At 63.1% G+C, this 24,429-nt stretch carries 22 protein-coding genes; 16 read left to right on the top strand and 6 right to left on the bottom strand.

Annotated elements, in window-relative coordinates; all coding sequences use genetic code 11:
* Positions 1 to 7 precede the first annotated feature (7 nt).
* The 13 genes from murD (at position 8) to recN (ending at position 16,606) form a co-directional block, all read left to right on the top strand.
* Positions 8 to 1,405 carry a UDP-N-acetylmuramoyl-L-alanine--D-glutamate ligase gene (gene murD, locus ACSQ8R_RS09870; RefSeq protein ID WP_436253176.1) on the top strand — a complete coding sequence of 466 codons (1,398 nt, stop codon included), beginning with the start codon at positions 8 to 10 and terminating at the stop codon, positions 1,403 to 1,405.
* A 40-nt stretch (positions 1,406 to 1,445) separates the two neighbouring features.
* Positions 1,446 to 2,600: a putative lipid II flippase FtsW gene (gene ftsW, locus ACSQ8R_RS09865; RefSeq protein ID WP_436253175.1), complete on the top strand. Its 1,155-nt coding sequence runs from the start codon at positions 1,446 to 1,448 to the stop codon at positions 2,598 to 2,600.
* Between the two features lie 6 nt (positions 2,601 to 2,606).
* Positions 2,607 to 3,746 carry an undecaprenyldiphospho-muramoylpentapeptide beta-N-acetylglucosaminyltransferase gene (gene murG / locus ACSQ8R_RS09860; RefSeq protein WP_436253174.1) on the top strand — a complete coding sequence of 380 codons (1,140 nt, stop codon included), beginning with the start codon at positions 2,607 to 2,609 and terminating at the stop codon, positions 3,744 to 3,746.
* Positions 3,743 to 5,152 (top strand): UDP-N-acetylmuramate--L-alanine ligase, encoded by a 1,410-nt coding sequence (gene murC / locus ACSQ8R_RS09855; RefSeq protein WP_436253173.1) that lies wholly within the window; start codon positions 3,743 to 3,745, stop codon positions 5,150 to 5,152. The genes murG and murC overlap by 4 nt, the downstream gene beginning before the upstream one ends.
* 3 nt (positions 5,153 to 5,155) lie before the next feature.
* Positions 5,156 to 6,130 (top strand): UDP-N-acetylmuramate dehydrogenase, encoded by a 975-nt coding sequence (gene murB / locus ACSQ8R_RS09850; protein WP_436253172.1) that lies wholly within the window; start codon positions 5,156 to 5,158, stop codon positions 6,128 to 6,130.
* 279 nt (positions 6,131 to 6,409) lie between these two features.
* A complete protein-coding gene (aqpZ, locus tag ACSQ8R_RS09845; RefSeq protein ID WP_436253171.1) occupies positions 6,410 to 7,111 on the top strand; it encodes an aquaporin Z in 702 nt (233 codons plus the stop codon).
* A gap of 456 nt (positions 7,112 to 7,567) precedes the next feature.
* Positions 7,568 to 8,494 carry a D-alanine--D-alanine ligase gene (locus ACSQ8R_RS09840; protein ID WP_436253170.1) on the top strand — a complete coding sequence of 309 codons (927 nt, stop codon included), beginning with the start codon at positions 7,568 to 7,570 and terminating at the stop codon, positions 8,492 to 8,494.
* On the top strand, positions 8,482 to 9,414 hold the full coding sequence (locus ACSQ8R_RS09835; protein WP_436253169.1) for a cell division protein FtsQ/DivIB: 933 nt from the start codon (positions 8,482 to 8,484) through the stop codon (positions 9,412 to 9,414). The genes ACSQ8R_RS09840 and ACSQ8R_RS09835 overlap by 13 nt, the downstream gene beginning before the upstream one ends.
* Positions 9,411 to 10,742 carry a cell division protein FtsA gene (gene ftsA / locus ACSQ8R_RS09830; RefSeq protein ID WP_046633535.1) on the top strand — a complete coding sequence of 444 codons (1,332 nt, stop codon included), beginning with the start codon at positions 9,411 to 9,413 and terminating at the stop codon, positions 10,740 to 10,742. The genes ACSQ8R_RS09835 and ftsA overlap by 4 nt, the downstream gene beginning before the upstream one ends.
* A gap of 87 nt (positions 10,743 to 10,829) precedes the next feature.
* Entirely contained in the window at positions 10,830 to 12,614 is a 1,785-nt protein-coding gene (gene ftsZ / locus ACSQ8R_RS09825) for a cell division protein FtsZ (RefSeq protein ID WP_436253168.1), read from the top strand.
* Between the two features lie 265 nt (positions 12,615 to 12,879).
* Complete coding sequence (gene lpxC / locus ACSQ8R_RS09820) at positions 12,880 to 13,836, top strand: UDP-3-O-acyl-N-acetylglucosamine deacetylase (protein ID WP_436253167.1); 957 nt, start codon at positions 12,880 to 12,882, stop codon at positions 13,834 to 13,836.
* Positions 13,837 to 14,078: 242 nt separating this feature from the next.
* Positions 14,079 to 14,921, top strand: a complete 843-nt coding sequence (locus ACSQ8R_RS09815) for an outer membrane protein assembly factor BamD (RefSeq protein WP_436253166.1) — start codon at positions 14,079 to 14,081, stop codon at positions 14,919 to 14,921.
* 11 nt (positions 14,922 to 14,932) lie between these two features.
* Positions 14,933 to 16,606 (top strand): DNA repair protein RecN, encoded by a 1,674-nt coding sequence (recN, locus tag ACSQ8R_RS09810; RefSeq protein ID WP_436253165.1) that lies wholly within the window; start codon positions 14,933 to 14,935, stop codon positions 16,604 to 16,606.
* A 69-nt stretch (positions 16,607 to 16,675) separates the two neighbouring features.
* On the opposite strand, the gene ACSQ8R_RS09805 is transcribed toward recN, so the two are convergent.
* Together ACSQ8R_RS09805 and ACSQ8R_RS09800 are read right to left on the bottom strand one after the other, a co-directional pair.
* A complete protein-coding gene (locus tag ACSQ8R_RS09805; protein WP_436253164.1) occupies positions 16,676 to 17,014 on the bottom strand; it encodes an HVO_A0114 family putative DNA-binding protein in 339 nt (112 codons plus the stop codon).
* Positions 17,001 to 17,339, bottom strand: a complete 339-nt coding sequence (locus ACSQ8R_RS09800) for a toxin-antitoxin system TumE family protein (protein WP_436253163.1) — start codon at positions 17,337 to 17,339, stop codon at positions 17,001 to 17,003. The genes ACSQ8R_RS09805 and ACSQ8R_RS09800 overlap by 14 nt, the downstream gene beginning before the upstream one ends.
* 105 nt (positions 17,340 to 17,444) lie before the next feature.
* On the opposite strand from ACSQ8R_RS09800, the gene ligA reads away from it, so the two are divergent.
* Positions 17,445 to 19,601 (top strand): NAD-dependent DNA ligase LigA, encoded by a 2,157-nt coding sequence (gene ligA / locus ACSQ8R_RS09795; protein WP_436253162.1) that lies wholly within the window; start codon positions 17,445 to 17,447, stop codon positions 19,599 to 19,601.
* On the opposite strand, the gene ACSQ8R_RS09790 is transcribed toward ligA, so the two are convergent.
* On the bottom strand, positions 19,591 to 20,142 hold the full coding sequence (locus ACSQ8R_RS09790) for a GNAT family N-acetyltransferase (protein WP_436255430.1): 552 nt from the start codon (positions 20,140 to 20,142) through the stop codon (positions 19,591 to 19,593). The two genes, ligA and ACSQ8R_RS09790, sit on opposite strands and share 11 nt — an antisense overlap.
* Before the next feature lie 286 nt (positions 20,143 to 20,428).
* Here ACSQ8R_RS09790 and ACSQ8R_RS09785 point away from each other — a divergent pair, with 286 nt between their 5' ends.
* Both ACSQ8R_RS09785 and ACSQ8R_RS09780 read left to right on the top strand, forming a co-directional pair.
* Positions 20,429 to 21,019, top strand: coding sequence for a 3'-5' exonuclease (locus tag ACSQ8R_RS09785; protein WP_436253161.1), 591 nt, complete (start codon positions 20,429 to 20,431; stop codon positions 21,017 to 21,019).
* Positions 21,020 to 21,099: 80 nt separating this feature from the next.
* Positions 21,100 to 21,609, top strand: coding sequence for a CreA family protein (locus ACSQ8R_RS09780; RefSeq protein WP_436253160.1), 510 nt, complete (start codon positions 21,100 to 21,102; stop codon positions 21,607 to 21,609).
* A gap of 6 nt (positions 21,610 to 21,615) precedes the next feature.
* Here the strand turns inward: ACSQ8R_RS09780 and ACSQ8R_RS09775 are convergent, their stop codons facing one another.
* From ACSQ8R_RS09775 to ACSQ8R_RS09765, 3 genes are all read right to left on the bottom strand, one after another.
* A complete protein-coding gene (locus ACSQ8R_RS09775) occupies positions 21,616 to 23,274 on the bottom strand; it encodes an FAD-binding dehydrogenase (RefSeq protein ID WP_436253159.1) in 1,659 nt (552 codons plus the stop codon).
* 159 nt (positions 23,275 to 23,433) lie between these two features.
* Positions 23,434 to 23,757 carry a hypothetical protein gene (locus ACSQ8R_RS09770; RefSeq protein ID WP_046633548.1) on the bottom strand — a complete coding sequence of 108 codons (324 nt, stop codon included), beginning with the start codon at positions 23,755 to 23,757 and terminating at the stop codon, positions 23,434 to 23,436.
* A 204-nt stretch (positions 23,758 to 23,961) separates the two neighbouring features.
* A complete protein-coding gene (locus tag ACSQ8R_RS09765; protein ID WP_046607492.1) occupies positions 23,962 to 24,429 on the bottom strand; it encodes a chemotaxis protein CheW in 468 nt (155 codons plus the stop codon).

Below are 24,429 nucleotides of genomic sequence, written 5' to 3'. Positions count from 1 at the left end.
CACGGCGATGATCGCGGTCACCACGTTCAAGGATAAACCCGTCGCGCTCTTCGGGCTCGGCGGCTCGGGGCTGGCGACCGCCAAGGCGCTCGTCGCAGGCGGCGCCAGGGTCGTCGCCTGGGACGACAATCCCGACAGCGTTGCCAAGGCCGCGGTCGAGGGGATAGCGACCGCCGACCTGCGCGGCATCGACTGGCCGGCACAGGCCGCCTTCGTCCTGTCTCCGGGCGTGCCGCTCACCCATCCAAAACCCCATTGGAGCGTCGATCTCGCCCACGCCGCCGGCGTGGAGATCATCGGCGATGTGGAGCTTTTCGTGCGCGAGCGCCGGGCGCATGCGCCGGATTGCCCCTTCATCGCGATCACCGGCACCAACGGCAAATCGACCACCACGGCGCTGATTGCCCATATCCTGAGATCCAGCGGCCGCGACACGCAACTCGGCGGCAATATCGGCACGGCGATCCTGACGCTCGATCCGCCGAAAGCCGAGCGTTATTTCGTCGTCGAATGCTCGTCCTACCAGGTCGATCTGGCGCCGACGCTCAACCCCAGCGCCGGCATCCTGCTCAACCTGACGCCTGATCATCTCGATCGCCACGGCACCATGCAGCACTATGCCGACGTCAAGGAACGGCTCGTCGCCGGCAGCGGCACGGCGGTGATCGGTGTCGATGATTCGTTCTGCGCCCTGATCGCCGACCGCGTCGAGCGGGCCGGCGTCAAGGTGCGTCGGATCTCCAAGCGGGTCGTCGTTGCCGACGGGCTTTATGCCGAGGGCAGCCGGATCATCGAGGCGCATGGCGGAGCTGCGTCGCTGCTCGTCGATCTCGACGGTATCGAGACGCTGAAAGGCAGCCACAACGCCCAGAACACGGCGGCGGCGATCGCCGCCTGCCTGGCGGTGGGCGTGTCGCGGGACGAGATCCGGGCGGGACTGAAATCCTTCCCCGGTCTGAAGCACCGGATGCAGCCGGTTGGCCGCCGGGTGCAGGTGGTATTCGTCAACGATTCGAAGGCGACCAATGCGGATGCGGCGGCACCGGCGCTCTCCAGCTACGACCGTATCTACTGGATTGCGGGCGGCCTGCCGAAGGAGGGCGGCATAGTCAGCCTCGCTCCACTCTTCCCGCGTATCGTCAAGGCCTATCTGATCGGAGAAGCCGCGCCGGCATTCGCGGCGACGCTTGGCGAGGCGGTGCCCTACGAGATTTCGGGCACGCTCGAAAAGGCGGTCGCTCATGCCGCGGCGGATGCGAGCGCCGATACCACGCCGTCCGCGGTGATGTTGTCGCCGGCCTGTGCCAGCTTCGATCAGTTCAAGAATTTCGAGGTTCGCGGCGATGCCTTTGTCGGCCATGTCGCGGGTCTCGACGGCGTCACGATGTTGATAGACTTGGGTTGATCGAGTTTGGATTGATCGAGACGGAAAAGGGGAACGACAGATGGTAAGCCGCGCAGACCGTGGGCCGCTCGCAGACTGGTTCTGGACGATCGACCGTTTCTTCCTCGTCGCCTTCGTGATGCTGATGGGGGTCGGCTTCATGCTCTCCTTCGCCGCCTCGCCGGCGGTGGCGGAACGGATCGGCCTCGACAGCTTCCATTTCGTCGAGCGGCATGCGCTGTTCCTGCTGCCGTCGCTGGTGGTGATGGTCGGCCTGTCCTTCCTGACGCCGCGGCAGGTGCGGCGGACCGCGATCGTGCTCTTGATCATCTCGCTGACGCTGATGGTGCTGGCGCTGTTCTTCGGCGTCGAGGTCAAGGGATCTCGGCGCTGGATCGGTGTCGGCATGTTCTCCATCCAGCCTTCGGAATTCATGAAACCGGCCTTCGTGGTCGTCTGCGCCTGGTTGTTCGCCGAGCACGCGCGGCAGCCGGAAATCCCCGGCAATCTCTTCGCCATCATCCTGTTCGGCATCGTCGCGGCCCTGCTCGTCGCCCAGCCCGACCTTGGCCAGACCATTTTGACGAGCGTCGTCTGGGGCGGCATGTTCTTCATGGCCGGCATGCCCTGGCTGTGGATCGTCCTGCTCGGGGGCGTCGGTGCCGGCGGTATCGTCACCGCCTATTACATGCTGCCGCATGTGACCGCGCGTTTCGACAAGTTCCTGACCGGCGAGGGCGACCGTTTCCAGATCGAGACGGCGCATGAAGCGATCCTGCAGGGCGGCTGGTTCGGCCAGGGGCCGGGCGAGGGAATCGTCAAGCGCATCCTGCCCGACAGCCATACGGACTTTGTGTTCTCGGTTGCAGCCGAGGAATTCGGCATTATCTTCTGTATGGCACTGGTGGCGATCTTCGCCTTCATCGTGCTGCGCGGCCTGAACCACGCCTTCAAGGAGCGCAACGACTTCAACCGGTTCGCGGTCGCTGGCCTCGTGCTGCAGATCGGCATGCAGTCGCTCATCAATATCGGCGTCAATCTCGAACTCATGCCAGCCAAGGGCATGACGCTCCCCTTGATCTCCTATGGCGGCTCCTCGATGATCGCGATCTGCATCACAGCAGGATTCATCCTGGCGCTCACCCGCCACCGTCCGGAGAAGCGAGCGCAGGAGCGGAGCCTTTTCCGGGTCGCCCAGGGCGTTCCCGCGGAGTAACGTTAAATGAGCAAGGGCATTATCCTGCTTGCCGCCGGGGGAACCGGCGGCCATGTGTTTCCGGCGGAAGCGCTGGGACACGAACTGAAGGCGCGCGGTTATTCCGTGCATCTCGTTACCGACAGCCGGGCCGAGCGTTATGCCGGCACGTTTCCGGCTGATGAGATCCATGTCGTGCCTTCCGCGACGTTCGGATCCAAGAACCCGATCGCGCTCGCCCGCACCGGCTGGAAGCTGTGGACGGGCCTGCGCGCCGCCCGCCGCCTGATCGGCCGGCTGAAGCCGCTCGCCGTCGTCGGTTTCGGCGGTTATCCGACCGTACCGCCGCTGATGGCCTCGACCGCCATGGGCGTGCCGACGATGATCCACGAGCAGAACGCCGTGATGGGTCGTGCCAACAAGGCGCTGGCCGCCAAGGTCCAGGCAATCGCCGGCGGCTTCCTGCCGGAAGGCAGCGGTGCCTATGCGGACAAGACCGTCACGACGGGCAATCCGGTGCGTCCGGCGGTGCTTGCGGCCTCGAATGTTCCCTATGTCGCCTCCCGTGGCGACGATCCGTTCCGCTTGGTCGTGTTCGGCGGCAGCCAGGGCGCGCAGTTCTTTTCCTCGGCCGTACCGACGGCGCTCAGCCTGCTCGACCAGGCCGAGCGTGATCGTGTCGTCGTCACCCAGCAGGCGCGTCCGGAAGACAAGGATCGCGTCAGTTCCTGCTTTGCGAAGCTGAAGGCGCCCGCCGATATTTCGTCATTCTTCTCGGACATGGCCGAACGGCTTGCGGCGGCCCACCTCGTCATCTGCCGCTCCGGCGCCTCCACCGTGTCGGAAATCGCGGTGATCGGCCGTCCGGCCATTCTCGTGCCTTACCCGCATGCTCTGGATCACGACCAGGCGGCGAATGCGCAGGCGCTGGTGGCGACCGGCGGCGCCAAGGTGGTGCAGCAGTCGGATCTTTCGCCGGAGAAGCTCGCCTCGATCATTTCCGGGGCAATGAAGGACCCGGAGAAGCTCGAGAGAATGGCGGCAGCCGCCAAGTCCGCCGGACGGCCGAATGCGACCGGCCTGCTTGCGGATCTGGTCGTGGCGATCGCCGAGCGGAAATCGATTTCGGAATTCAAGACACTGGCAGACAGGGGAGTGCATTCATGAAGATGCCGAAGGCCATCGGGCTCGTCCATTTCATCGGCATTGGTGGTATCGGCATGAGCGGTATCGCCGAGGTGCTGCATAATCTCGGCCACAAGGTCCAGGGGTCCGACCAGGCCGACGGCGCCAATGTCCAGCGCCTGCGCGACAAGGGCATTCCGGTGTTCGTCGGTCATCAGGCGGAAAACATCGGCGACGCCGAAGTGGTCGTCGTCTCCACCGCGATCAAGAAGAACAATCCGGAGCTGGTGGCGGCGCGCGAAAAATCGCTGCCGGTCGTCCGCCGCGCCGAAATGCTGGCCGAACTGATGCGCTTCCGCAATGCGATCGCCATCGGCGGCACGCATGGCAAGACGACTACGACCTCGATGGTCGCGACCTTGCTCGAGGCCGGCAATCTCGATCCGACCGTCATCAACGGCGGTATCATCAACGCCTATGGAACGAACGCCCGCATGGGCGAGGGCGAGTGGATGGTGGTCGAAGCCGACGAATCGGACGGCACTTTCCTCAAGCTGCCCGCCGACGTCGCTGTGGTCACCAATATCGATCCCGAACATCTCGACCACTACGGCAATTTTGATGCGGTCCGTGCCGCGTTCCGGCAGTTCGTCGAGAACGTGCCGTTCTACGGGTTCGGCGTGCTCTGCCTCGACCATCCGGAAGTGCAGGCGCTGGTCGGCCGCATCGAGGACCGCAAGATCGTGACCTACGGCGAAAACCCGCAGGCGGACGCGCGCTTCTCCAATGTGCGGATGGAAGGCACCAAGTCGATCTTCGACGTGGAGATCCGCCGCCGTCGCACCGGAAGGGTATTCCAGTTCAAGGACCTGGCGCTACCGATGCCGGGTCGCCACAATATTTCCAACGCCACGGCCGCGATCGCGGTCGCCAACCGGCTCGGCATTTCGGAAGAGGATATCCGCAAGGGGCTCGCCAATTTCAGCGGCGTCAAGCGGCGCTTTACCCTGACGGGGACCTGGAACGGCGTTTCGATCTTCGACGATTACGGCCACCATCCCGTGGAGATCAAGGCCGTGCTGCGGGCAGCCCGCGAATCCTGCCAGGGCCGAATCATCGCGGTGCACCAGCCGCATCGTTACACGCGTCTGTCGAGCCTGTTCGAGGACTTCGCCAACTGCTTCAACGATGCCGACAGCATCCTGCTGGCGCCGGTCTATGCGGCGGGCGAGGAACCGATCGAAGGGGCCAATTCGGAAACCCTGGTTTCCCGCATCCGGTCGGGCGGTCATCGCGACGCCCGATACATGGCATCGCCGAGCGAACTCGCTTCGATTGTATCGGGCATTGCGAAACCGGGTGATTTCGTGGTTCTTCTGGGGGCAGGTAATATCACGCAGTGGGCGGCGGCATTGCCGAAGGAACTGGAAAGCATATCGGGACGATAGGAAATGAAACAGGTGAACGGGGAAAAGCTTCTGGCGTCGTTGGGGGATGACGTCAACAAACTGCGCGGCAGGCTGACGCCGGACGCGCCGATGGATCGCGTCACCTGGTTCCAGGCCGGCGGGCTCGCCGAACTGATGTTCCAGCCCCATGACGTCGACGATCTCGTGACCTTCCTGCAAATCCTGCCGGAAGAGGTGCCGCTGACCGTGGTCGGCGTCGGTTCGAACCTGCTTGTGCGCGACGGCGGCATTCCCGGCGTGGTTCTGCGCCTCTCGGCCAAGGGGTTTGGCGGGGTGGACCTCGTCGGTGACAACCGCATCAAGGCCGGTGCGATCTGCCCCGACAAGCACATAGCCGCAATGGCGATGGACAACGGCATCGGCGGTTTCGCGTTCTATTACGGCATTCCCGGCTCGATCGGCGGCGCCCTGCGCATGAACGCCGGCGCCAATGGCGGCGAGACGGCGGCGCGGGTCGTCGAAGTCCATGCCGTCGATCGCAAGGGCGTCAGCCATGTCTTCTCAGGTGCCGAGATGGGCTACAGCTACCGCCATTCGTCGGTTCCGGCCGAGATGATCTTCACCCATGCGGTGTTTGAAGGTTATAGCGAGGAGCGGGCAAGGATCCGCGCCGAGATGGATGCCGTCCGTCAGCATCGCGAGACGGTGCAGCCGATCAAGGAAAAGACCGGCGGCTCTACCTTCAAGAACCCGGAAGGTCATTCTGCGTGGAAGCTGATCGACGAGGCAGGCTGCCGCGGACTGGTCAGCGGCGGAGCACAGATGTCGTCGCTGCATTGCAACTTCATGATCAATATCGGCCATGCCAGCGGCTACGACCTGGAATATCTCGGCGAGACCATTCGCCAGCGGGTCTTCGAACATTCCGACATCAAGCTCGAATGGGAAATCAAGCGCCTCGGCATCTTCATGCCTGGCCGCGAGGTGAGACCGTTCCACGGCATGACGAGCGAATGACGGGAAACCGGCCGACGGTCTGAGGCACGAAACACTCCGCCGAAGCATAATCACGCTTTTCCCGAGAAAATTTCGGGAAAGCAGGATTTTATGACGGTCCTCTCGCATCTGGGTTTCTCGGTCCCCTACCGGAAACCCCCGCCTTATTGTGAACGCGTTTTTCAGAATCTGCTTATTCATTGGGCATTCATGAGCGTGTATTGCATAATGACCCTGTTTTGAATGAGATTCGTGCCAGGAACCGGCGGGGTGCCGGTGGCGCGAGCAGGGGGATATCCGATGTTTAAAAAAATAGCGGCCGAGTTTTTCGGCACTTTCTGGCTCGTCTTCGGTGGATGCGGCAGCGCGGTTCTGGCTGCTGCATTTCCGGATCTCGGTATCGGCTTCGTCGGCGTTGCGCTTGCATTCGGCCTGACGGTACTGACCATGGCCTATGCGGTCGGCGGTATTTCCGGCGGGCACTTCAATCCGGCCGTCTCGGTGGGACTGACGGTTGCGGGCAGGTTTCCGGCATCAAGCCTCCTGGCCTATGTCGTCGCCCAGGTGGTGGGGGCGATTGTCGCGGCCCTGGTTCTTTATCTCATCGCCTCCGGCAAGGCTGGTTTCCAGCTCGGCGGCTTTGCGTCCAACGGCTATGGCGAGCATTCGCCCGGCGGCTATTCGTTGACCTCCGCGCTGTTGATCGAACTGGTTCTGACCGGTTTCTTCATCTTCATCATTCTCGGCGCAACCGGGCCGAAGGCGCCGGCCGGGTTTGCTCCGATCGCAATCGGCCTTGCGCTGACGCTGATCCATCTGATCTCGATCCCGGTCACCAACACATCCGTCAACCCGGCCCGTTCGACCGGCGTTGCGCTGATCGTCGGCGACTGGGCTCTCGGACAGCTTTGGCTTTTCTGGGTGGCTCCGATCGTCGGTGCCGTCCTCGGCGCGCTGGCGTGGAAGCTGGTGGACGATTCGGAAGGCCGGGCCGCGGCATGATATAGGCGGAACGACGCGTTCCGCAGAGGTAGAAAGCCCGCGAAGCAGAGTGCTTCGCGGGCTTTCTGTTGCCCTGATTTTGCCTGAGAGCTGGGGCGATCCATGGGGCTGGGCAACGGCGCGCTGAAATGGCTGACTGGTCAGGCCCGTCATGGTTGTCCGAGGCTTTGAGAATATTGGCGCCGGGTCTCGCGAATTCCGTATCGATTCGACCGACTCGCCTGTCGTTTTATCGTCGTCCCGAATGTCGCCTCAAACTCGGCGTTAATATCTGGCCAGTCGATTTTTCCTTTGTTTTCATGCTTTTGGCTGTCCGGGTTAATCAAGGTAAACGGTTTGTTAACTATATTCAGGCACTAATGCAGGCATGCCTAACGTCCGGCGGGAATCGTCCGGGTAAACAGGTTGGCGCAAGCGCCGCAGTTTAGAGTGAAGTCCTTTTGGCGGGAGTGATTGATGGGCGACAAGCACGTGGCTGTTTTGATGGGAGGGTTTTCCTCCGAGCGGCCTGTCAGCCTGTCCTCGGGCAACGCCTGCGCGGAGGCTCTCGAAGGCGAGGGCTATCGCGTTACCCGCGTCGATGTCGGCCGGGATGTGGCGGCCGTTCTCTCGGAGCTTCGGCCGGACGTTGCCTTCAATGCCTTGCACGGGCCTTTCGGCGAGGACGGAACGATCCAGGGCATCCTCGAATATCTCGAAATTCCCTATACGCATTCCGGCGTGCTTGCCTCGGCGCTCGCCATGGACAAGCATCAGGCCAAGCACGTCGCAAAGGCGTCCGGCATTCCGGTTGCGGAAGCCAGGGCCATGAGCCGATTCGATATCGGCAGCGCTCATCCGCTGAAGCCGCCCTATGTGGTGAAGCCGGTCCGCGAAGGGTCGTCCTTCGGCGTCGTGATCGTACAGGAGAATCAGTCGCATCCGCCGCAGGTCATCGGTTCATCCGAGTGGCGTTATGGTGATCGTGTTCTGGTCGAGCGCTATATCTACGGCCGCGAGCTGACCTGCGGCGTGATGGGCGATGTGGCGCTTGGGGTTACCGAAGTGGTGCCGGTCAGCCACGCCTTTTACGATTACGATGCGAAATATGCGGAGGGTGGTTCGAAACACGTCATCCCGGCGCAAATTTCACCGAATATTTACCAAAAGATTCAAACACTAGCGCTCAAGGCGCATCAGGCGATGGGCTGCCGTGGCGTCAGTCGCTCCGACTTTCGCTACGACGACCGGTTCTCCGAGAACGGCGAGGTTATCTGGCTGGAAATCAACACGCAGCCGGGCATGACCCCGACATCGCTGGTGCCCGAAATGGCCGCGCATGCCGGCCACTCGTTTGGTGAACTCGTCCGTTGGATGGTGGAGGACGCTACGTGTTTGCGTTGATCGGCAGAAAGGCGGGTGGACCGCGCGGCCGTTCTCAGGCTCTTTATCTCGGTGTCGAAGAGCGCCGGGTGCTTCCGCGTCCGCTTCGCCGGGTGTTCCGCTTCTGTGTGAGCCTTGCCACCGGCCGCATCCATATCCCGGCCCATGCCGGAACCGTTTCGGCCATCGGCTTCTTCGCTGCGGTCGGCCTCTACGGCATGTCGCTGGGCGGCCATGGCCAGGCGGTCGCCCAGGCGACGACGGCGGCTGTCGGTTTTGCGATCGAGGACGTCCGCGTCTCGGGCAACGATCAGACGTCCGAAATCGACATCCTGCAGCTTCTCGGCCTCGATGGCACCACGTCGCTTGTCGCCCTCGATATCGATTCGGCCCGCCGCAAGCTCTCCGCTCTTCCGTGGGTCCAGTACGCGGAAGTCCGCAAGATCTATCCGAAGACGATCGAGGTGATGCTGAAGGAGCGTCAGGCCTTCGGCATCTGGCAGCACGGTGCCGAGCTGTCGCTCATCGAAAGGAACGGCAGCGTCATCGCGCCGTTGCGTGACAACAAGTTCGCCTCGCTGCCGCTCTTTGTCGGCCGGGATGCCGAGACGGCCGCGTCCTCGTTCGAGGATGCCATGGCCGGCTGGCCGGAGCTGAGAAATCGTGTGAAGGCCTATGTCCGCATTGCCGGTCGCCGCTGGGATCTGCATCTCGACAACGGCGTCGTGCTGAAGCTGCCGGAAGCCAACGTCGCCAAGGCGCTCCGCGTGCTCGCGCGGCTCGAAAAGGAGCAGGGGTTGCTGGAGCGCGATGTCGCCGCGGTCGATCTGAGGCTTGAGGATCGTACCACCATCCAGCTCACTCCCGGTGCCGTGGATCGCCGCAAGGAGGCGCTCGAGGCACGGACAAAGGCCCTGAAGAAACTGGGAGAGCAGTCTTGAGCGTATTCGGTTCCTCCCATTTCGGCCTGCCGCGCATGAAGCCGCTGTCATCCAAGCGCAGCCACGTCGTCTCGGTCCTGGATATCGGCTCCACCAAGGTGGTATGCATGATCGCCCGGCTGACGCCGCGCCAGGAAAGCCAGGTCCTGCCCGGCCGCACGCACAACATCGAAATCATCGGCATCGGCCACCAGCGCTCGCGCGGCGTGAAGTCCGGCGTGATCGGCGATCTCGACGCAGCTGAAAGTGTCGTTCGTCTCGCGGTCGATGCCGCCGAGCGTATGGCAGGGCTTACCGTCGATAGCCTGATCGTCAACGTCTCCGCCGGCCGGATCACCAGCGACGTCTATACAGCGACGATCGATCTCGGCGGCCAGGAAGTGGAAGAGGCCGACCTCAAGAAGGTTCTGGTCGCGGCAAGCCAGCAGTCGCTGCGCCAGGATCGCGCCATCCTGCACTCGCTTCCGACCGGTTTCTCGCTCGACGGCGAACGTGGCATTCGCGATCCGCTGGCGATGTTCGGTGATACGCTCGGTGTCGACATGCACGTCGTCGCCGCCGAGCGCGCCACGCTGAAGAACCTCGAACTCTGCGTCAACCGCGCGCATCTCTCGGTCGAGGGCATGGTCGCGACGCCTTATGCCAGCGGCCTTGCGGCGCTTGTCGACGATGAAGTGGAACTCGGCTGCGCTGCAATCGACATGGGCGGCGGCACGACGACGATCTCGGTGTTCGCCGAAGGCAAGCTCGTCCATACGGATGCGATCAGCCTCGGCGGCCATCATGTGACCACCGACCTCGCCCGCGGCCTCTCGACCCGTATCGAGGATGCCGAGCGCATGAAGGTCGTGCACGGTTCGGCGCTCGCCAACGGCGGCGACGAGCGGGATGTGATCTCCGTTCCGCCGATCGGCGAGGATGATCGCGACCAGCCGACCCAGGTGCCGCGCTCGCTGGTCACCCGCATCGTGCAGGCGCGCATCGAAGAGACGCTCGAACTCATTCGCGACCGCATCCAGAAATCGGGCTTCAGCCCGATCGTCGGCAAGCGCGTCGTGCTGACGGGGGGTGCCAGCCAGCTTACCGGCCTTTCGGAAACGGCGCGCCGCATCCTGGCGCGCAACGTCCGGATCGGCCGTCCGATGGGTGTCTCCGGCCTGCCGACGGCCGCCAAGGGACCGGCCTTTTCGACGGCAGTCGGGTTGATGATCTATCCGCAGGTCGCGGACCTCGAAACACACGCTTCGCAGAGCGGCCTGATGGCCACGCTGGGAAGCGGCAATGGCAGGCTGGCCCGCGTGGGCCAGTGGTTGAAGGAAAGTTTTTGATGCGAGGGGCCTCGGCCCGCGCATCGGAGAAGAGTTGCAATGAATTGGCCGGCGGCGATGCGGCCAGCAAAAGAAGGAACTGGTGCAATGACCATCAAGCTGCAGAAGCCTGATATCACCGAATTGAAGCCGCGGATTACCGTGTTCGGCGTCGGTGGCGGCGGCGGTAACGCCGTCAACAACATGATCACCGCGGGCCTCGAAGGCGTCGATTTCGTCGTCGCCAATACCGATGCCCAGGCGCTGACCATGACCAAGGCCGAGCGCATCATCCAGATGGGTGCCAGGGTCACCGAGGGTCTTGGCGCCGGTTCGCAGCCGGAAGTCGGCCGCGCCGCCGCGGAAGAATGCCTCGACGAGATCGTCGATCACCTGCACGGCACGCACATGTGCTTCGTCACCGCCGGCATGGGCGGCGGCACCGGTACGGGTGCAGCGCCGGTCGTCGCGCAGGCCGCCCGCTCGAAGGGCATCCTGACCGTCGGCGTCGTCACCAAGCCGTTCCATTTCGAAGGCCAGCGCCGCATGCGCCTTGCCGAATCGGGCATCCAGGAACTGCAGAAGTCGGTCGATACGCTGATCGTAATTCCGAACCAGAACCTCTTCCGCATCGCCAACGACAAGACGACCTTCGCCGACGCGTTCGCGATGGCCGACCAGGTTCTCTATTCGGGCGTCGCCTGCATCACGGACCTGATGGTCAAGGAAGGCCTGATCAACCTCGACTTCGCCGACGTCCGCTCGGTGATGCGCGAGATGGGTCGCGCGATGATGGGTACCGGCGAGGCATCCGGCCCGGGCCGCGCCATGCAGGCCGCTGAAGCCGCGATCGCCAACCCGCTGCTCGACGAAACCTCGATGAAGGGTGCCCAGGGCCTCCTCATCTCGATCACCGGCGGTCGCGACCTGACGCTGTTCGAAGTCGACGAAGCCGCGACCCGCATCCGCGAGGAAGTCGATCCGGACGCCAACATCATCCTCGGCGCGACCTTCGACGAAGCCCTCGAAGGCCTGATCCGCGTGTCGGTCGTGGCGACCGGCATCGATCGTGCCGCCGGCGCCGTCGATATCCGTGCCGCCGAGATGCGCGCCGCTGCAAAGCCGATCATCCGCCCGTCGGCGGCCATCGCTCCGGCTCCGGTTGCCGCTCAGCCGGCTCCGGTCATGCAGGCAGCACCGGCTCCGAAGCCGGTCATCGACCCGATCGCCGAGACGATCCGCATGGCGGAAGCCGAGATGGAACGCGAACTGGCGATTGCAGAACCGCAGCAGCAGTATGCGGCACCGGCACCTCAGCCGGTCGCGCCGCAGCCGGTCATGCAGCAGCAGGAGGAGTTCCGTCCGCAGAGCCGCATCTTCGGTGCTGCTCCGGCCGAAGCTGCCGCACCGGTCATGAGCCGTCCGGCGCCTGCTCCGGTTCATCATCACGTGCAGCCGCAGCCTGCCCCGGTCATGAGCCAGCCGGCTCCACGCCCGCCGCAGCCGGTCTACCGCGAGCCGATCGCACCTTCGATGTCGCAGGTGGTCGAGCCGGTTCGCATGCCGAAGGTCGAGGATTTCCCGCCGGTCGTGAAGGCCGAAATGGATCGCCGCGCCCAGCCGGTGAGCCACGTGCAGGAAGAGCGCGGCCCGATGGGCCTCCTGAAGCGGATCACCAATTCGCTCGGCCGCAGGGAAGAGGAAGAGCCCGCCCACGTCGAGCCGGCGGCACCTGCTCCGGCCCCGCAGCAGCGTCGTCCGCTGTCGGCGGAAGCAAGCCTCTACGCACCGCGCCGGGGCAATCTCGACGACCATGGACGTGCGGTTCCGCAGGCTCATCACGAGGAAGACCAGCTCGAAATTCCGGCCTTCCTGCGCCGCCAATCCAACTGATCTGGCGAACTGATAAAGACGGTCATTAAATGTGAAGAAGGCCCGGATCACGCATCCGGGCCTTCGGTCGTTTTATCAATCAAGACGCAGAGTTAACAACGTAACAATCCGAAATGAACAGTGATTTGGATTGTGCCAAACGGCTGCGTATGAAAGACGCTAGGACACGCCAACAGAGACGACCGATTCACGCGATCGGTCCGAAGGCGCTCAAGAATATCGGATCCTTTTCGTTTACGGATCCGGCGAAAAGAAGGCAGCAGGAATGACCATCGGACTGTTCGGTTTCCAGACCACCATCGCCTCCCCGGTAACCCTGAAGGGGATTGGTGTTCATTCCGGAGCCCCCGTCAGCCTCACTTTCCAGCCTGCCGAAGCCGGCACCGGCGTGATCTTCACGCGTCTTCTGGACGACGGAAGCTCGGTCGAATATCGCGCCGTCTCCTCCCAGGTCGGCAATACCGATCTCTGCACCGTTCTCGGCACCTCGCTTTCCCGCTCCGTCGCGACGATCGAACATGTGATGGCCGCGCTCTACGCGCTCGGCGTCGACAATGTCATGGTCGAAGTCGACAGCGGCGAGATGCCGATCATGGACGGCAGCTCTTTTCCCTTCATCGAAGCGATCGAGCAGGTCGGCATCGTCGATCTCGGCATCAAGCGCCGCTACATCCGCGTGCTGAAGCCGGTGCGCATCGATAGCGGTGCTTCCTGGTCGGAGTTCCGCCCCTATGACGGCACGCGTTTCGAAGTCGAGATCGATTTCGCTTCGCCGCTGATCGGCCGCCAGAGCTGGAAGGGCGACCTGACGCCCGAGACCTTCAAGCAGGAACTTTCCCGCGCCCGCACCTTCGGTTTCATGCGCGACGTGGAACGTCTCTGGGCTGCCGGTTACGCACTCGGTTCCTCGCTCGAAAATTCGGTCGTCATTTCCGACGACGACTCGATCGTCAATGTCGAGGGCCTTCGTTACAAGGATGAATTCGTCCGTCACAAGACGCTCGACGCCGTCGGCGACCTGGCGCTTGCCGGCGCGCAGTTCATCGGTTGCTACCGTTCCTATCGCGGCGGCCACAAGATGAATGCCAATGCGCTGAAGGCGCTGATGAGCGATCCGACGGCTTATGAGGTCGTCGAGGCTCCGTCGTCGCGCGCCGCGCGAGTTCGGGCAAGGGAGTTCGTGCCGGTCAATGTGCCGGAGCTGGCGTCCTGGTTTGCCTGATAAAGTTGACCCAGTCGACTCGGCCGCTTCTCCGGAAGCGGCCTTTTTCTTTTTGTGAGACCGGTTCCGGATTTAACCTTGAAATGCCGTATTGCGGCGGCGTGCCACAAAAATGCATTAATGCCACAGCATTGCGTTGCTCTCCCTTTGCTTTTATGGCTAGAACGGCCTCTCTGGGCAGCGGGCTTCTCAGGCGCGGGACGATCAGGAACTGTCGAATGAACCATGTAAGGTCTGTTGGAATGCGTAAGACGGCAAGAGTAGCGCTTGTGTCGCTGGTGCTGGCCGGCGCCGGCTTTGGCATGACCGCCTGCCAATCGGATCCCGATATCGACATCACCAAGCTCGGTCTGGAAACGGACGCGCCGGAGACGCTCTACAACCAGGGTCTCGCCAACATGAAGGCAGGCAACCTTGCCGAGGCGGGCCGCAAGTTCGATGCGATCGACCGCCAGAATCCGTTCACCGAATGGGGCCGTAAGGCGCTCGTGATGAGCACCTTCACCAAGTACCGGCTCGGCCGCAACGACGAGGCGGTCGCCACCGGCAACCGTTACATGAGCCAGTATCCGCAATCGCAGGATTCGGCCTATGTCCAGTATCTCGTTGGTCTCGCCTATTCCAAGCAGATCGCCGACGTGACCCAGGACCAGCGCGCCGCCGTGCGCACCATCGATGCGATGAACAAGGTCGTGACCAATTATCCGAGCTCGGAATATGTCGAGGATGCGCAGGCCAAGATCCGCTTTGCGCGCGACCAGCTCGCCGGCAAGGAAATGCAGATCGGCCGCTACTATCTGGAGCGCAAGGAATATCTTGCCGCGATCCAGCGCTTCCGAAACGTGGTCGAGCAGTACCCGAACACCAATCAGGTGGAAGAGGCGCTGGCGCGCCTGACCGAAGCCTATTATGCGATGGGCATTACCGAAGAGGCGCAGACCGCTGCCGCCGTCCTCGGGCGCAACTATCCCGACAGCCAGTGGTATGCCGATTCCTTCAAGCTATTGAAGGGCAATGGCGTCGAACCCCGCGAGAATAGCGGCTCGTGGATTTCCCGCGCCGGGGCCAAGCTGATCGGCGCTTAAGGTCTCAAGACATGCTGATCCAGTTGTCGATCCGCGATATCGTTCTGATCGAGCGGCTGGATCTTGCCTTCGAGACCGGCCTTTCGGTGCTGACCGGCGAAACCGGTGCGGGCAAATCGATCCTGCTCGACAGTCTTTCGCTGGCGCTCGGCGGTCGCGGTGACGGCGGCCTGGTGCGTCATGGCGAGGACAAGGGCCAGGTGACCGCCGTCTTCGACGTATCCGGCAGCCATGGCGCGCGAAAACTTCTTCGCGACAACGGCATCGATGACGATGGCGACCTGATTTTCCGCCGCGTCCAGTCGGCCGACGGGCGCACCCGCGCGTCGATCAACGACCAGCCGGTCAGCGTGCAGCTGATGCGCCAGGCAGGCCAGCTGCTCGTCGAGATCCACGGCCAGCACGACGACCGGGCTCTGATCGACACGGACGCGCACCGCACGCTGCTTGACGCCTTCACCGGCCTCGGCGACGAGGCGTTGCAGCTGTCCACCCTCTACCGCTCCTGGCGGGATGCCGAGCGTGCCTTCAAGACCCATCGCGCCAAGGTGGAAGCCGCCGCCCGCGAGGCCGATTATATCCGCGCCTCGGTCGAAGAACTGGAAGCGCTTTCGCCGCGCGATGGCGAAGAGGACGAGCTTGCCGAGCAGCGCTCGCGGATGCAGAAGTCCGAACGGATCGCCGGCGACATTTCCGAGGCCTCCGAATTCCTCAACGGCAACGCATCCCCCGTGCCGCTGATCGCCTCGATGGTGCGGCGGCTGGAGCGCAAGAGCCACGAAGCGCCGGGCCTGCTCGAAGAGACGGTCGAACTTCTGGACCAGGCGCTCAACTATCTTTCCAATGCGCAGATGGAAGTCGAGGCGGCGCTCAGGCGCACCGAGTTCGATCCGCGCGAACTGGAGCGGGTGGAGGAACGGTTGTTTGCGCTCAGGGCGGCCGGCCGGAAATATTCGATCCCGGTCTCAGACCTGCCAGCGCTGGCGGAAAAGATGATATCGGACCTTGCCGATCTCGATGCCGGCGAGGAGAAGCTGGGCGAGCTGGAAAAACTGACTGCCGCCGCGAAGGCCGCCTACGATGAGGCCGCCGTCACCCTGTCCGGGAAGCGCCGGCATGGCGCCGAGGCGCTGGCCGAGGCCGTGATGGCCGAGCTGCCGGCGCTGAAGCTCGAGCGCGCCCGTTTCATGGTGGATGTGGCGAGCGATCCGGAAGCGGCAAGCGCCGAAGGCATCGATACCGTCGAGTTCCACGTCCAGACCAATCCCGGCACGCGTCCCGGCCCGATCATGAAGGTTGCTTCGGGCGGCGAGCTGTCGCGTTTCCTCTTGGCGCTCAAGGTGGCGCTCGCCGACCGAGGTTCGGCTCCGACGCTGGTCTTCGACGAAATCGATACCGGCGTCGGCGGCGCTGTGGCGGACGCAATCGGCCAGCGGCTGAAACGGCTGTCGGACAAGGTGCAGGTGCTCTCCGTCACCCACGCGCCGCAGGTGGCCGCGCGTGCCGCGACCCACTTGCTGATCTCCAAGGGCCCGGCCGGCTCGGGCACCGACAAGATCGCCACCCGCGTCGCCACCATGGAGCCGGAACACCGCACCGAAGAGATCGCCCGCATGCTGGCCGGCGCCTCCGTTACGGACGAGGCGAGGGCGGCGGCCAAGCGGCTGCTGGCTGGCGGCGGTTAAGCGGATTGAACGCCCGCCGGGGCAACGACTTGCCCTTGCCTTCAACAGGAAAATGAGTGGCTGCAGAGGCTAGGCCGCTTTCGAGATATCCGGAATATCGATGTGCACGTCGGCATAGGGAAAGATGACGCCGTCTTCAGCTCTATCGAGGAGGCCGATCTTTACGAGTGCCGTTATGTCTGCGTGAACGGGGCGGAAGTCGCGCTTTACGAGCCGAGACACTTCCCGCATCGTCATGCCACCCTTGTCTTTCATGGCGGCCAAAATCGCGACCCTATTGGGGGTCAGGGCAGAATGCAAAGCCTCCCATGTCGGAAAGCTGTAAATCGGTTCCCCGAGATGCCGGCCGGCCTCGAAATCGGCGATGATATCGTCTTGTGAAGCAATATTGATTCTAAGAGTTTTCATCGTCTTCCATCCTTTCGACTTCTGCGAAGAAATCCCGCAACAACGTCGATACGTCCCGAAACGAGTAGGGCGCCTCGACGAGGCCGATATGCTTGTGGTCTCCTTTTCCCGCCTCGTTGTCGTACCGCAGGACGCACACCTCATCGACGACATAAGCCAACCGATATTTGTAATTGTGTGAGCTGCCCTTGAGCGGAACGGGTACTTCGAAAACGGAGAGATCCACGAACGATCGCGACGTGCGTTCCTGCCGTCTTTTCAACAGGAGTTTTGCGTTTGCCATGATGACTTCAATATCATCAGCCGGTGATGACTTCAATAGCATCACCGGTCTTCCATGCTTCTTGACGCCTTGCGATGGGTGATCCTCTTCCCCTTGGGGAAATTTGCGCTACAAAACGACTCCTCGCTACCCGAGGAGTAGATCCGCATGCCCGCCGAACAGACGCCTGTCGAAAACCTGAGCGAAGAACAGGCCGCAGCCGAGCTCGCCTATCTGGCGGCCGAGATCGCCCGCAATGACGAGCTCTATCACGGTCAGGACGCGCCGCGGATTTCGGATGCGGATTACGATGCGCTGAAGCGGCGCAACGATGCGATCGAGAAGCGGTTTCCGCGGTTGGTCCGCGCCGACAGCCCGTCGATCCGGGTGGGTGCCGCTCCCCTGCCGACCTTCGCGGCGATCACCCATTCGCGGCCGATGCTGTCGCTCGACAATACCTTTTCCGACGAAGACGTGCGCGACTTCGTCTCGTCCGTCTACCGGTTCCTCGGCCAGCTTCCGGACGGTTCGATCGCCTTTACCGCCGAACCGAAGATCGACGGGCTGTCCATGTCGATCCGCTACGAGAACGGCCGGCTGGTGAATGCCGCGACACGCGGCGACGGCACGACCGGCGAGAACGTCACCGAAAACATCAAGACCATCAAGGAAATCCCCAATCGTTTGCCGGCCGGCGTGCCCGATGTCGTCGAGGTGCGCGGCGAGGTCTATATGACGAAAAGCGACTTCCTGGCGCTCAACGAGAAGATGGCGGCGGAGGGCAAGCAGACCTATGTCAACCCGCGCAACACCGCCGCCGGGTCGCTGCGCCAGCTCGACGCCAAGGTCACCGCCAGCCGCAACCTGCAATTCTTCGCCTATGCTTGGGGCGAGATGTCGGAAATGCCGGCCGATACCCAGATGGGCATGGTCGAGAAATTCAGGGAATGGGGTTTTCCCGTCAACCCGCTGATGAAACGCCTTCATGCGGTCGAAGACATCATCGCCCACTACAACGAGATCGGCCTCAAGCGCCCGGACCTCGACTACGAGATCGACGGCGTCGTCTACAAGGTCGATAGGCTCGACCTGCAGGCGCGGCTCGGTTTCCGCTCGCGCTCGCCGCGTTGGGCAACGGCCCATAAATTCCCGGCCGAACAGGCATTTACGCATGTCGAGCGCATCGACATCCAGGTCGGACGCACGGGAGCGCTGACGCCGGTCGCCCGCCTGACGCCGGTGACGGTCGGCGGGGTGGTCGTCACCAATGCGACGTTGCACAACGAGGACTATATCAAGGGGCTCGGCAATTCCGGCGAACCGATCCGCGAGCCGGATCACGATATCCGTGTCGGCGACACCGTGATCGTCCAGCGGGCAGGGGATGTCATCCCGCAGGTGCTCGACGTGGTGATGGAGAAACGCCCTCAGGAAGCCGTGCCTTACGAATTCCCGAAGAAATGCCCCGTCTGCGGCAGCCATGCGGTGCGGGAGCGCAACGAAAAGACCGGCAAGCTCGATTCGGTCACCCGCTGTACCGGGGGTTTCGTCTGCCGGGCGCAGGCGACCGAGCATTTGAAGCATTTCGTCTCGCGCAATGCCTTCGATATCGAAGGTCTCGGGTCCAAGCAGATCGATTTCTTCTTCGAGGCGGAAGACGAGGCGCTGAAGATCCGCACCGCGCCGGATATTTTTACGCTGAAGAGGCGGCAGGAGGGATCGACGCTCACCAAGCTCGAGAATATCGAGGGTTTTGGCAAGGTCAGCGTCAAGAAACTCTTCGATGCGATCGATGAGCGGCGCGAGATCGCCCTCCATCGCTTCATCTATGCGCTCGGCATCCGCCATGTGGGCGAGACCACAGCCAAGCTCCTGGCGCGCGCCTACGGTACCTACGAGGCGTTTGCGAAGGCCATGCAGGATGCGGCCGAGCTTTCCGGCGATGCCTGGGACGACCTCAACAATATCGAGGGCATCGGCGAGATCGTGGCGCGGGCCATCGTCGAGTTCTTCAAGGAACCGCGCAACGTCGAGGTCATCACCCGGCTTCTCGAAGAGGTGACGCCGCAGGCGGCCGAACAGATCGCCGCGAGCAACAGCGTGATTGCCGGCAAGACGGTGGTGTTCACCGGCTCGCTCGAAAAGTTCACCCGCGACGAGGCCAAGGCGCGGGCGGAAAGTCTTGGCGCCAAGGTGGCCGGATCGGTCTCCAAGAAAACCGACTATGTGGTCGCCGGCCCGGGCGCCGGCTCCAAGCTCGACAAGGCGAGGGAACTCGGCGTCCAGGTGATGGACGAAGACGAATGGCTGGCGTTTATCGGGTGAGGGCGGTCACGCCCTTAAGCCGCGCCATCGAATAGGCATCGACATATCGTCCTTCGCGGAAGGCGAATTGTTTGAAATGGCCATCCACCTCGAAGCCGAATTTTCGGTAGAGCGCCAGTGCAGCCTCGTTGTCGGTATAGACGGTCAGTTCGAGCCGGCGGATATCCAGCCAGTCGTCCGCCACCTGTACCATTTCGCCGAGCAAGGCGCCGCCTACTCCGCGTCCGACGAAATCGTCGTGTACGCCCATGCCGATGCCAGCCGCGTGGCTTCGCCGGCCCTGAAACCGATTGATGCCGCCGTTGCCGACGATCTGGCCCTCATAGTCGGCCACCAGTGCGATATTTCCAGGGGCCGGGCTCTCGACCCATTTTCGGGTCTCCTCCAGTCGTGCGTGCGGCAGACGCAGGGTTCCGTAGCGGAAACCGGGCATATTGGCCAAGGCGTTGACGGCCTCGGCGTCCGTTGTTCGTATGGCACGAATTTGAAGCCCTTCCAGTCTTGCCTGACGGGGCGGTTTTTCCTGGATGTCGTCGGTTATCTTCATCTTGCTCTCCTGGATCTTTTGCCGAGGCAGAGCGGAAACACCGGACCCTGCCATGTTGCGGCAGGGTTGGTGGACGGATGACCGGCTAACGCGCCAAAACCGCCACGCACCCTGCGGGGTGAATGGTCACGGTAAGATGCATGTGGGCGGCGAAACGGATCATGGCGGTCAAGGTCTCAAACATGCGCCAAGGCGTCAAGAGGGGTTACAGCACTGGCCGCCTTTGCCGAATCGAAGTCCCACCTGTAGAAGTTCTGCGACATTCACCCGGAACCCGCCCTTGAAAACCATCGCCATCGATTTCGAAACCGCCAACGAGCAGCGCGGCAGCGCCTGTTCGGTCGGGCTTGCATGGCTGGAGGGCGACGAGGTCGTGCGGGTGGAGGAACGCCTGATCCGGCCAAAGGACATGCGGTTTTCCTCCTTCAACGTGGCGATCCACGGCATCCGACCGGAACATGTCGAAGATGCCGGCGAGTTTCCCGAGGTGATGGACGAGTTTGCCGACGATTTTCGCGGCGCGACGATGATCGCTCACAACGCCGCCTTCGATTTCAGCGTCTGGCGGGCCTGCCTCGATGCCTACCGGCAGAGCTATCCGGAACTCTCCTATCTCTGCAGCGTGAAGATGTCGCAGAAGGTCTGGCCGCATCTCGGCTCGCACAAGCTCAACGTCCTTGCCCAGCATCTCGGTCTCCGGTTCGCCCATCACAACGCGGCAGAAGACGCCGCGGTCTGCGCGCGCGCGACGATCGCAATCGCCAAATCGCTCGCCGCGCCGCATGTCCGTGATATTCCGGCAATGATCGGCATGAAGGTCGGACGGCTGTTTTCCGGCGGCTATCAGCCCTGCACCTGCCGGCTGAAATAGGGGACTTTGCCGGCCCTGCTTGTTTCCGCTCCGGCAATCCTTATCTCAGATCACGGATCGTTTACCGGAGCCGCGCCCCCATGAAACAGCCCATCAACCGCTTTGCCTGCCTTGCATCTGCAGTCGCTCTCTCGCTGGGTGCGCTTGCCGCGCCCGTCTCCGCTCAGGTGGTCGGTGAAGTCGGCGTCGACTGGATCGGCAACGACATCATCGTCGAGGCGGTCGCCGATCCGCAGGTGAAGGGCGTCACCTGCCACGTGACCTATTTCGAGCGCGGCATCATCGACCGGCTGAAGAACGGCAACTGGTTCGAGGACCCGTCCAACAACTCCATCGCCTGCCGCCAGACCGGCCCGATCGAGATCGGCGAGATCGACCTTGGCAAGGCCGGCGAGGAGGTGTTCCGGCAGGGCCGCTCGCTGATCTGGAAGGACCTGCTCGTCAAGCGCATCTACGACAAGGCGAACGACACGCTGATCTACCTCGCTCACTCGCGGCAGGTGGTGGACGGCTCCGCCAAGATGGCGATCTCGACCATCCCGCTCTATAACCAGAACGTCGCCTGGAAGAACGGCAAGCCCAAGCCGTAAGCGGGTTCAGCCGAGGGCGGCCGCCGCCGCCCGGCCGGCATTGCGGCCGGAAAACAGGCAGCCGCCGAGGAAGGTTCCTTCGAGCGCCCGGTAGCCGTGCATGCCGCCGCCGCCGAAACCGGCGGCCTCGCCGACGGCATAGAGCCCGGGGATGGCTTCGCCGTTCTCTCCGAGGACGCGGGCCGAGAGGTCGGTCTCGATCCCGCCCAGTGTCTTGCGCGTCAGGATATTCAGCCTTACCGCGATCAGCGGTCCATGTGCCGGATCGAGGATGCGGTGCGGTTTTGCGGTCCGCACCAATTTTTCTCCGAGCGAGCGGCGGGCATTGTGGATGCCCATGATCTGCGCGTCCTTGGCAAAGGGATTGGCCACCTGGCCGTCGCGGGCCAATATTTCGCGCTCGATTTCTCCGATCTCCAGAAGATTGCTCCCCGCAAGCCGGTTCATGCCGGCTACCAGCTCGGCAAGGCTGTCGGCGATCACGAAATCCTCGCCATGTTCCTTGAAGGCCTCGACCGGCCCCGCCGCCTTCCTGCCGATTGCGCGCCTCGCCGTCAGCTTCCAGTCGCGCCCGGTGAGATCGGGGTTCTGCTCCGAGCCGGAGAGCGCAAATTCCTTGCGGATGATGCTCTGGTTCAGCACGAACCAGCTGTAGTCGTAGCCCGTCGCCATGAGGTGCTGCAGCGTGCCGAGCGTATCGTAGCCGGGATAGAAGGGGGCGGGCAGGCGTTTGCCGGTTGCGTCGAACCACAGCGAGGAGGGGCCTGGCAGGATGCGGATGCCATGGTTTTGCCAGATCGGGTTCCAGTTCCGCAGGCCCTCGGTATAGTGCCACATGCGGTCGCGATTGATCACCTGCCCACCGGCTGTCCGGGTGATGCCGATCATCCGTCCGTCCACGTGCTTCGGCACGCCCGAGACCATGAAGGCCGGCGGTCGCCCGAGCCTTGCCGGCCACATCTGCCGCACGAGATCCTGGTTGCCGCCGATGCCGCCGGAAGCGACGATGACGATCGGCGCATTGAGCTCGAAGTCGCCGGCCGGTGTCCTGGAGGTTTCCTCGCCGCGCAGCGCCGTGCTTGCCGCAAGGACCGTGCCGGCGACCCCTGCCACAGCCCTGCCGGTCTTCACCAGACTGTCGACGCGGTGCCGCCAGAGAAAACGTATCCTGCCGCTTTTCTCCGCCTCGCGCGCCCGTCGCTCGAACGGTTCGACGACGCCGGGGCCGGTGCCCCAGGTGGTGTGGAATCGCGGTACGGAATTGCCGTGGGACGTCGCCGAGCCGCCGCCGCGTTCCGCCCAGCCGACAATCGGAAAGATGCGGTGGCCCATCTGCCTGAGCCAGGCGCGCTTCTCGCCGGCCGCGAAGGCGACATAGGCTTGCGCCCACAGCCGCGGCCAGTGGTCCTCCTCGCGGTCGAAACCGGCGGTGCCCAGCCAGTCCTGCCAGGCGAGATCGAGCGAATCACGGATGCCCATCCGCCGCTGCTCGGGGGAATCGATGAGGAACAGCCCGCCGAGCGACCAGAATGCCTGTCCCCCAAGATTCTGTTCCGGTTCCTGATCGAGGATGACGACGGAGCGGCCAGCATCTGCAAGTTCGGTCGCGGCGACGAGGCCCGAAAGGCCGGCACCCACCACGATGACGTCAACTCTGTCGCTCAAGCGCGCTCCTCCCAAGGCGTGAAGATGCAAACCATGCTGCATCCTTACGGCGAATACAGTCATGCGGTGTAGTCGAGGTCAACGGTACAGCCGACAAAACGACGAAACCGGGCTCGGCGAACGAGCCCGGTTTCGAAGCGCCAGGAGGGCGGTGGCGAATCAGCGGACGTAGACGGTCCGGCTGCCGTCGGCGGCGGTGTCGATCGCCACGACGTTGTTGAGTTCGACATTCTGGCTCAGAAGATCGGCGCGCAACGCGCGATCGGTCTTCACCTCGTTCTGGGCCTTCTGGATGGTGGCCTGATCCGGATGGATGAGGGTGTCCGGAACGTCAAGCCGCTTGGCGCTATCGTCGAGTTCAGGGTTGGTAAAGACGATCGCGACGTCGCCGGCGGGTTTTGCCGTCATGCCCATATCGCGGGCATAGGCGGTTCCCACCGTGGCGGCGGACATCAGGACTGCGAGAGCAAAAGCCTTGTTCATGGTCGTTCTCCTATCTTGGGTAACCAGCCGAAGAGCTTTTGAAGCGGTCCGGTTGGGCGTTTGCGGCAGGAGAACTCGCAAGGTAGGTTCCGGTTCCGTCTTTGAACATTACAAATATGCAATAATTACAATAAGTTAATCTCCCGTCACATCTGCGTGTGACGGGAGATCCGGACATAGTTTCGGACTTTTTTGCGCCGTAATTTACGCGGCTTCGCGCGCGAGTTCGTCGGCAATGACGGTGTCGAGGTTCAGGAAGCAGACCATGGTCTTTTCGAGCGCGACGATGCCGCGGCAGAAGGCGCGCTGGGCTTCCGGGATGATTTCCGGGGCCGGCTGCAGGTCTTCCCCACGAATGGTCATCATGTCGGAAACCTGCTCGACCAAAAGGCCGACCAGCTTGCCGGCGATGTCGGTGACGATGATCGCCGAGCGTTCCGACGGTTCGGTCATCTTCATGCCGAGACGGCAGGCCATGTCGATGACCGGGATCACCGCGCCGCGCAGGTTGATCAGGCCGAGCACGTAAGGCGGCGTGTGCGGCATCGGCGTCACCGGCGCCCAGCCGCGGATTTCGCGGATCGCCATGATGTCGATGCAGAATTCCTGGTCTCCGAGATGGAAGGAGACGATTTCAAGGTAGGCGCCGGACTGCTTGATGGCATTGCTCAT

Source organism: Neorhizobium sp. LjRoot104 (assembly GCF_964253725.1).
Taxonomy (GTDB): Bacteria; Pseudomonadota; Alphaproteobacteria; order Rhizobiales; family Rhizobiaceae; genus Neorhizobium.
This window is presented reverse-complemented; position numbering and strand designations above follow the sequence as displayed.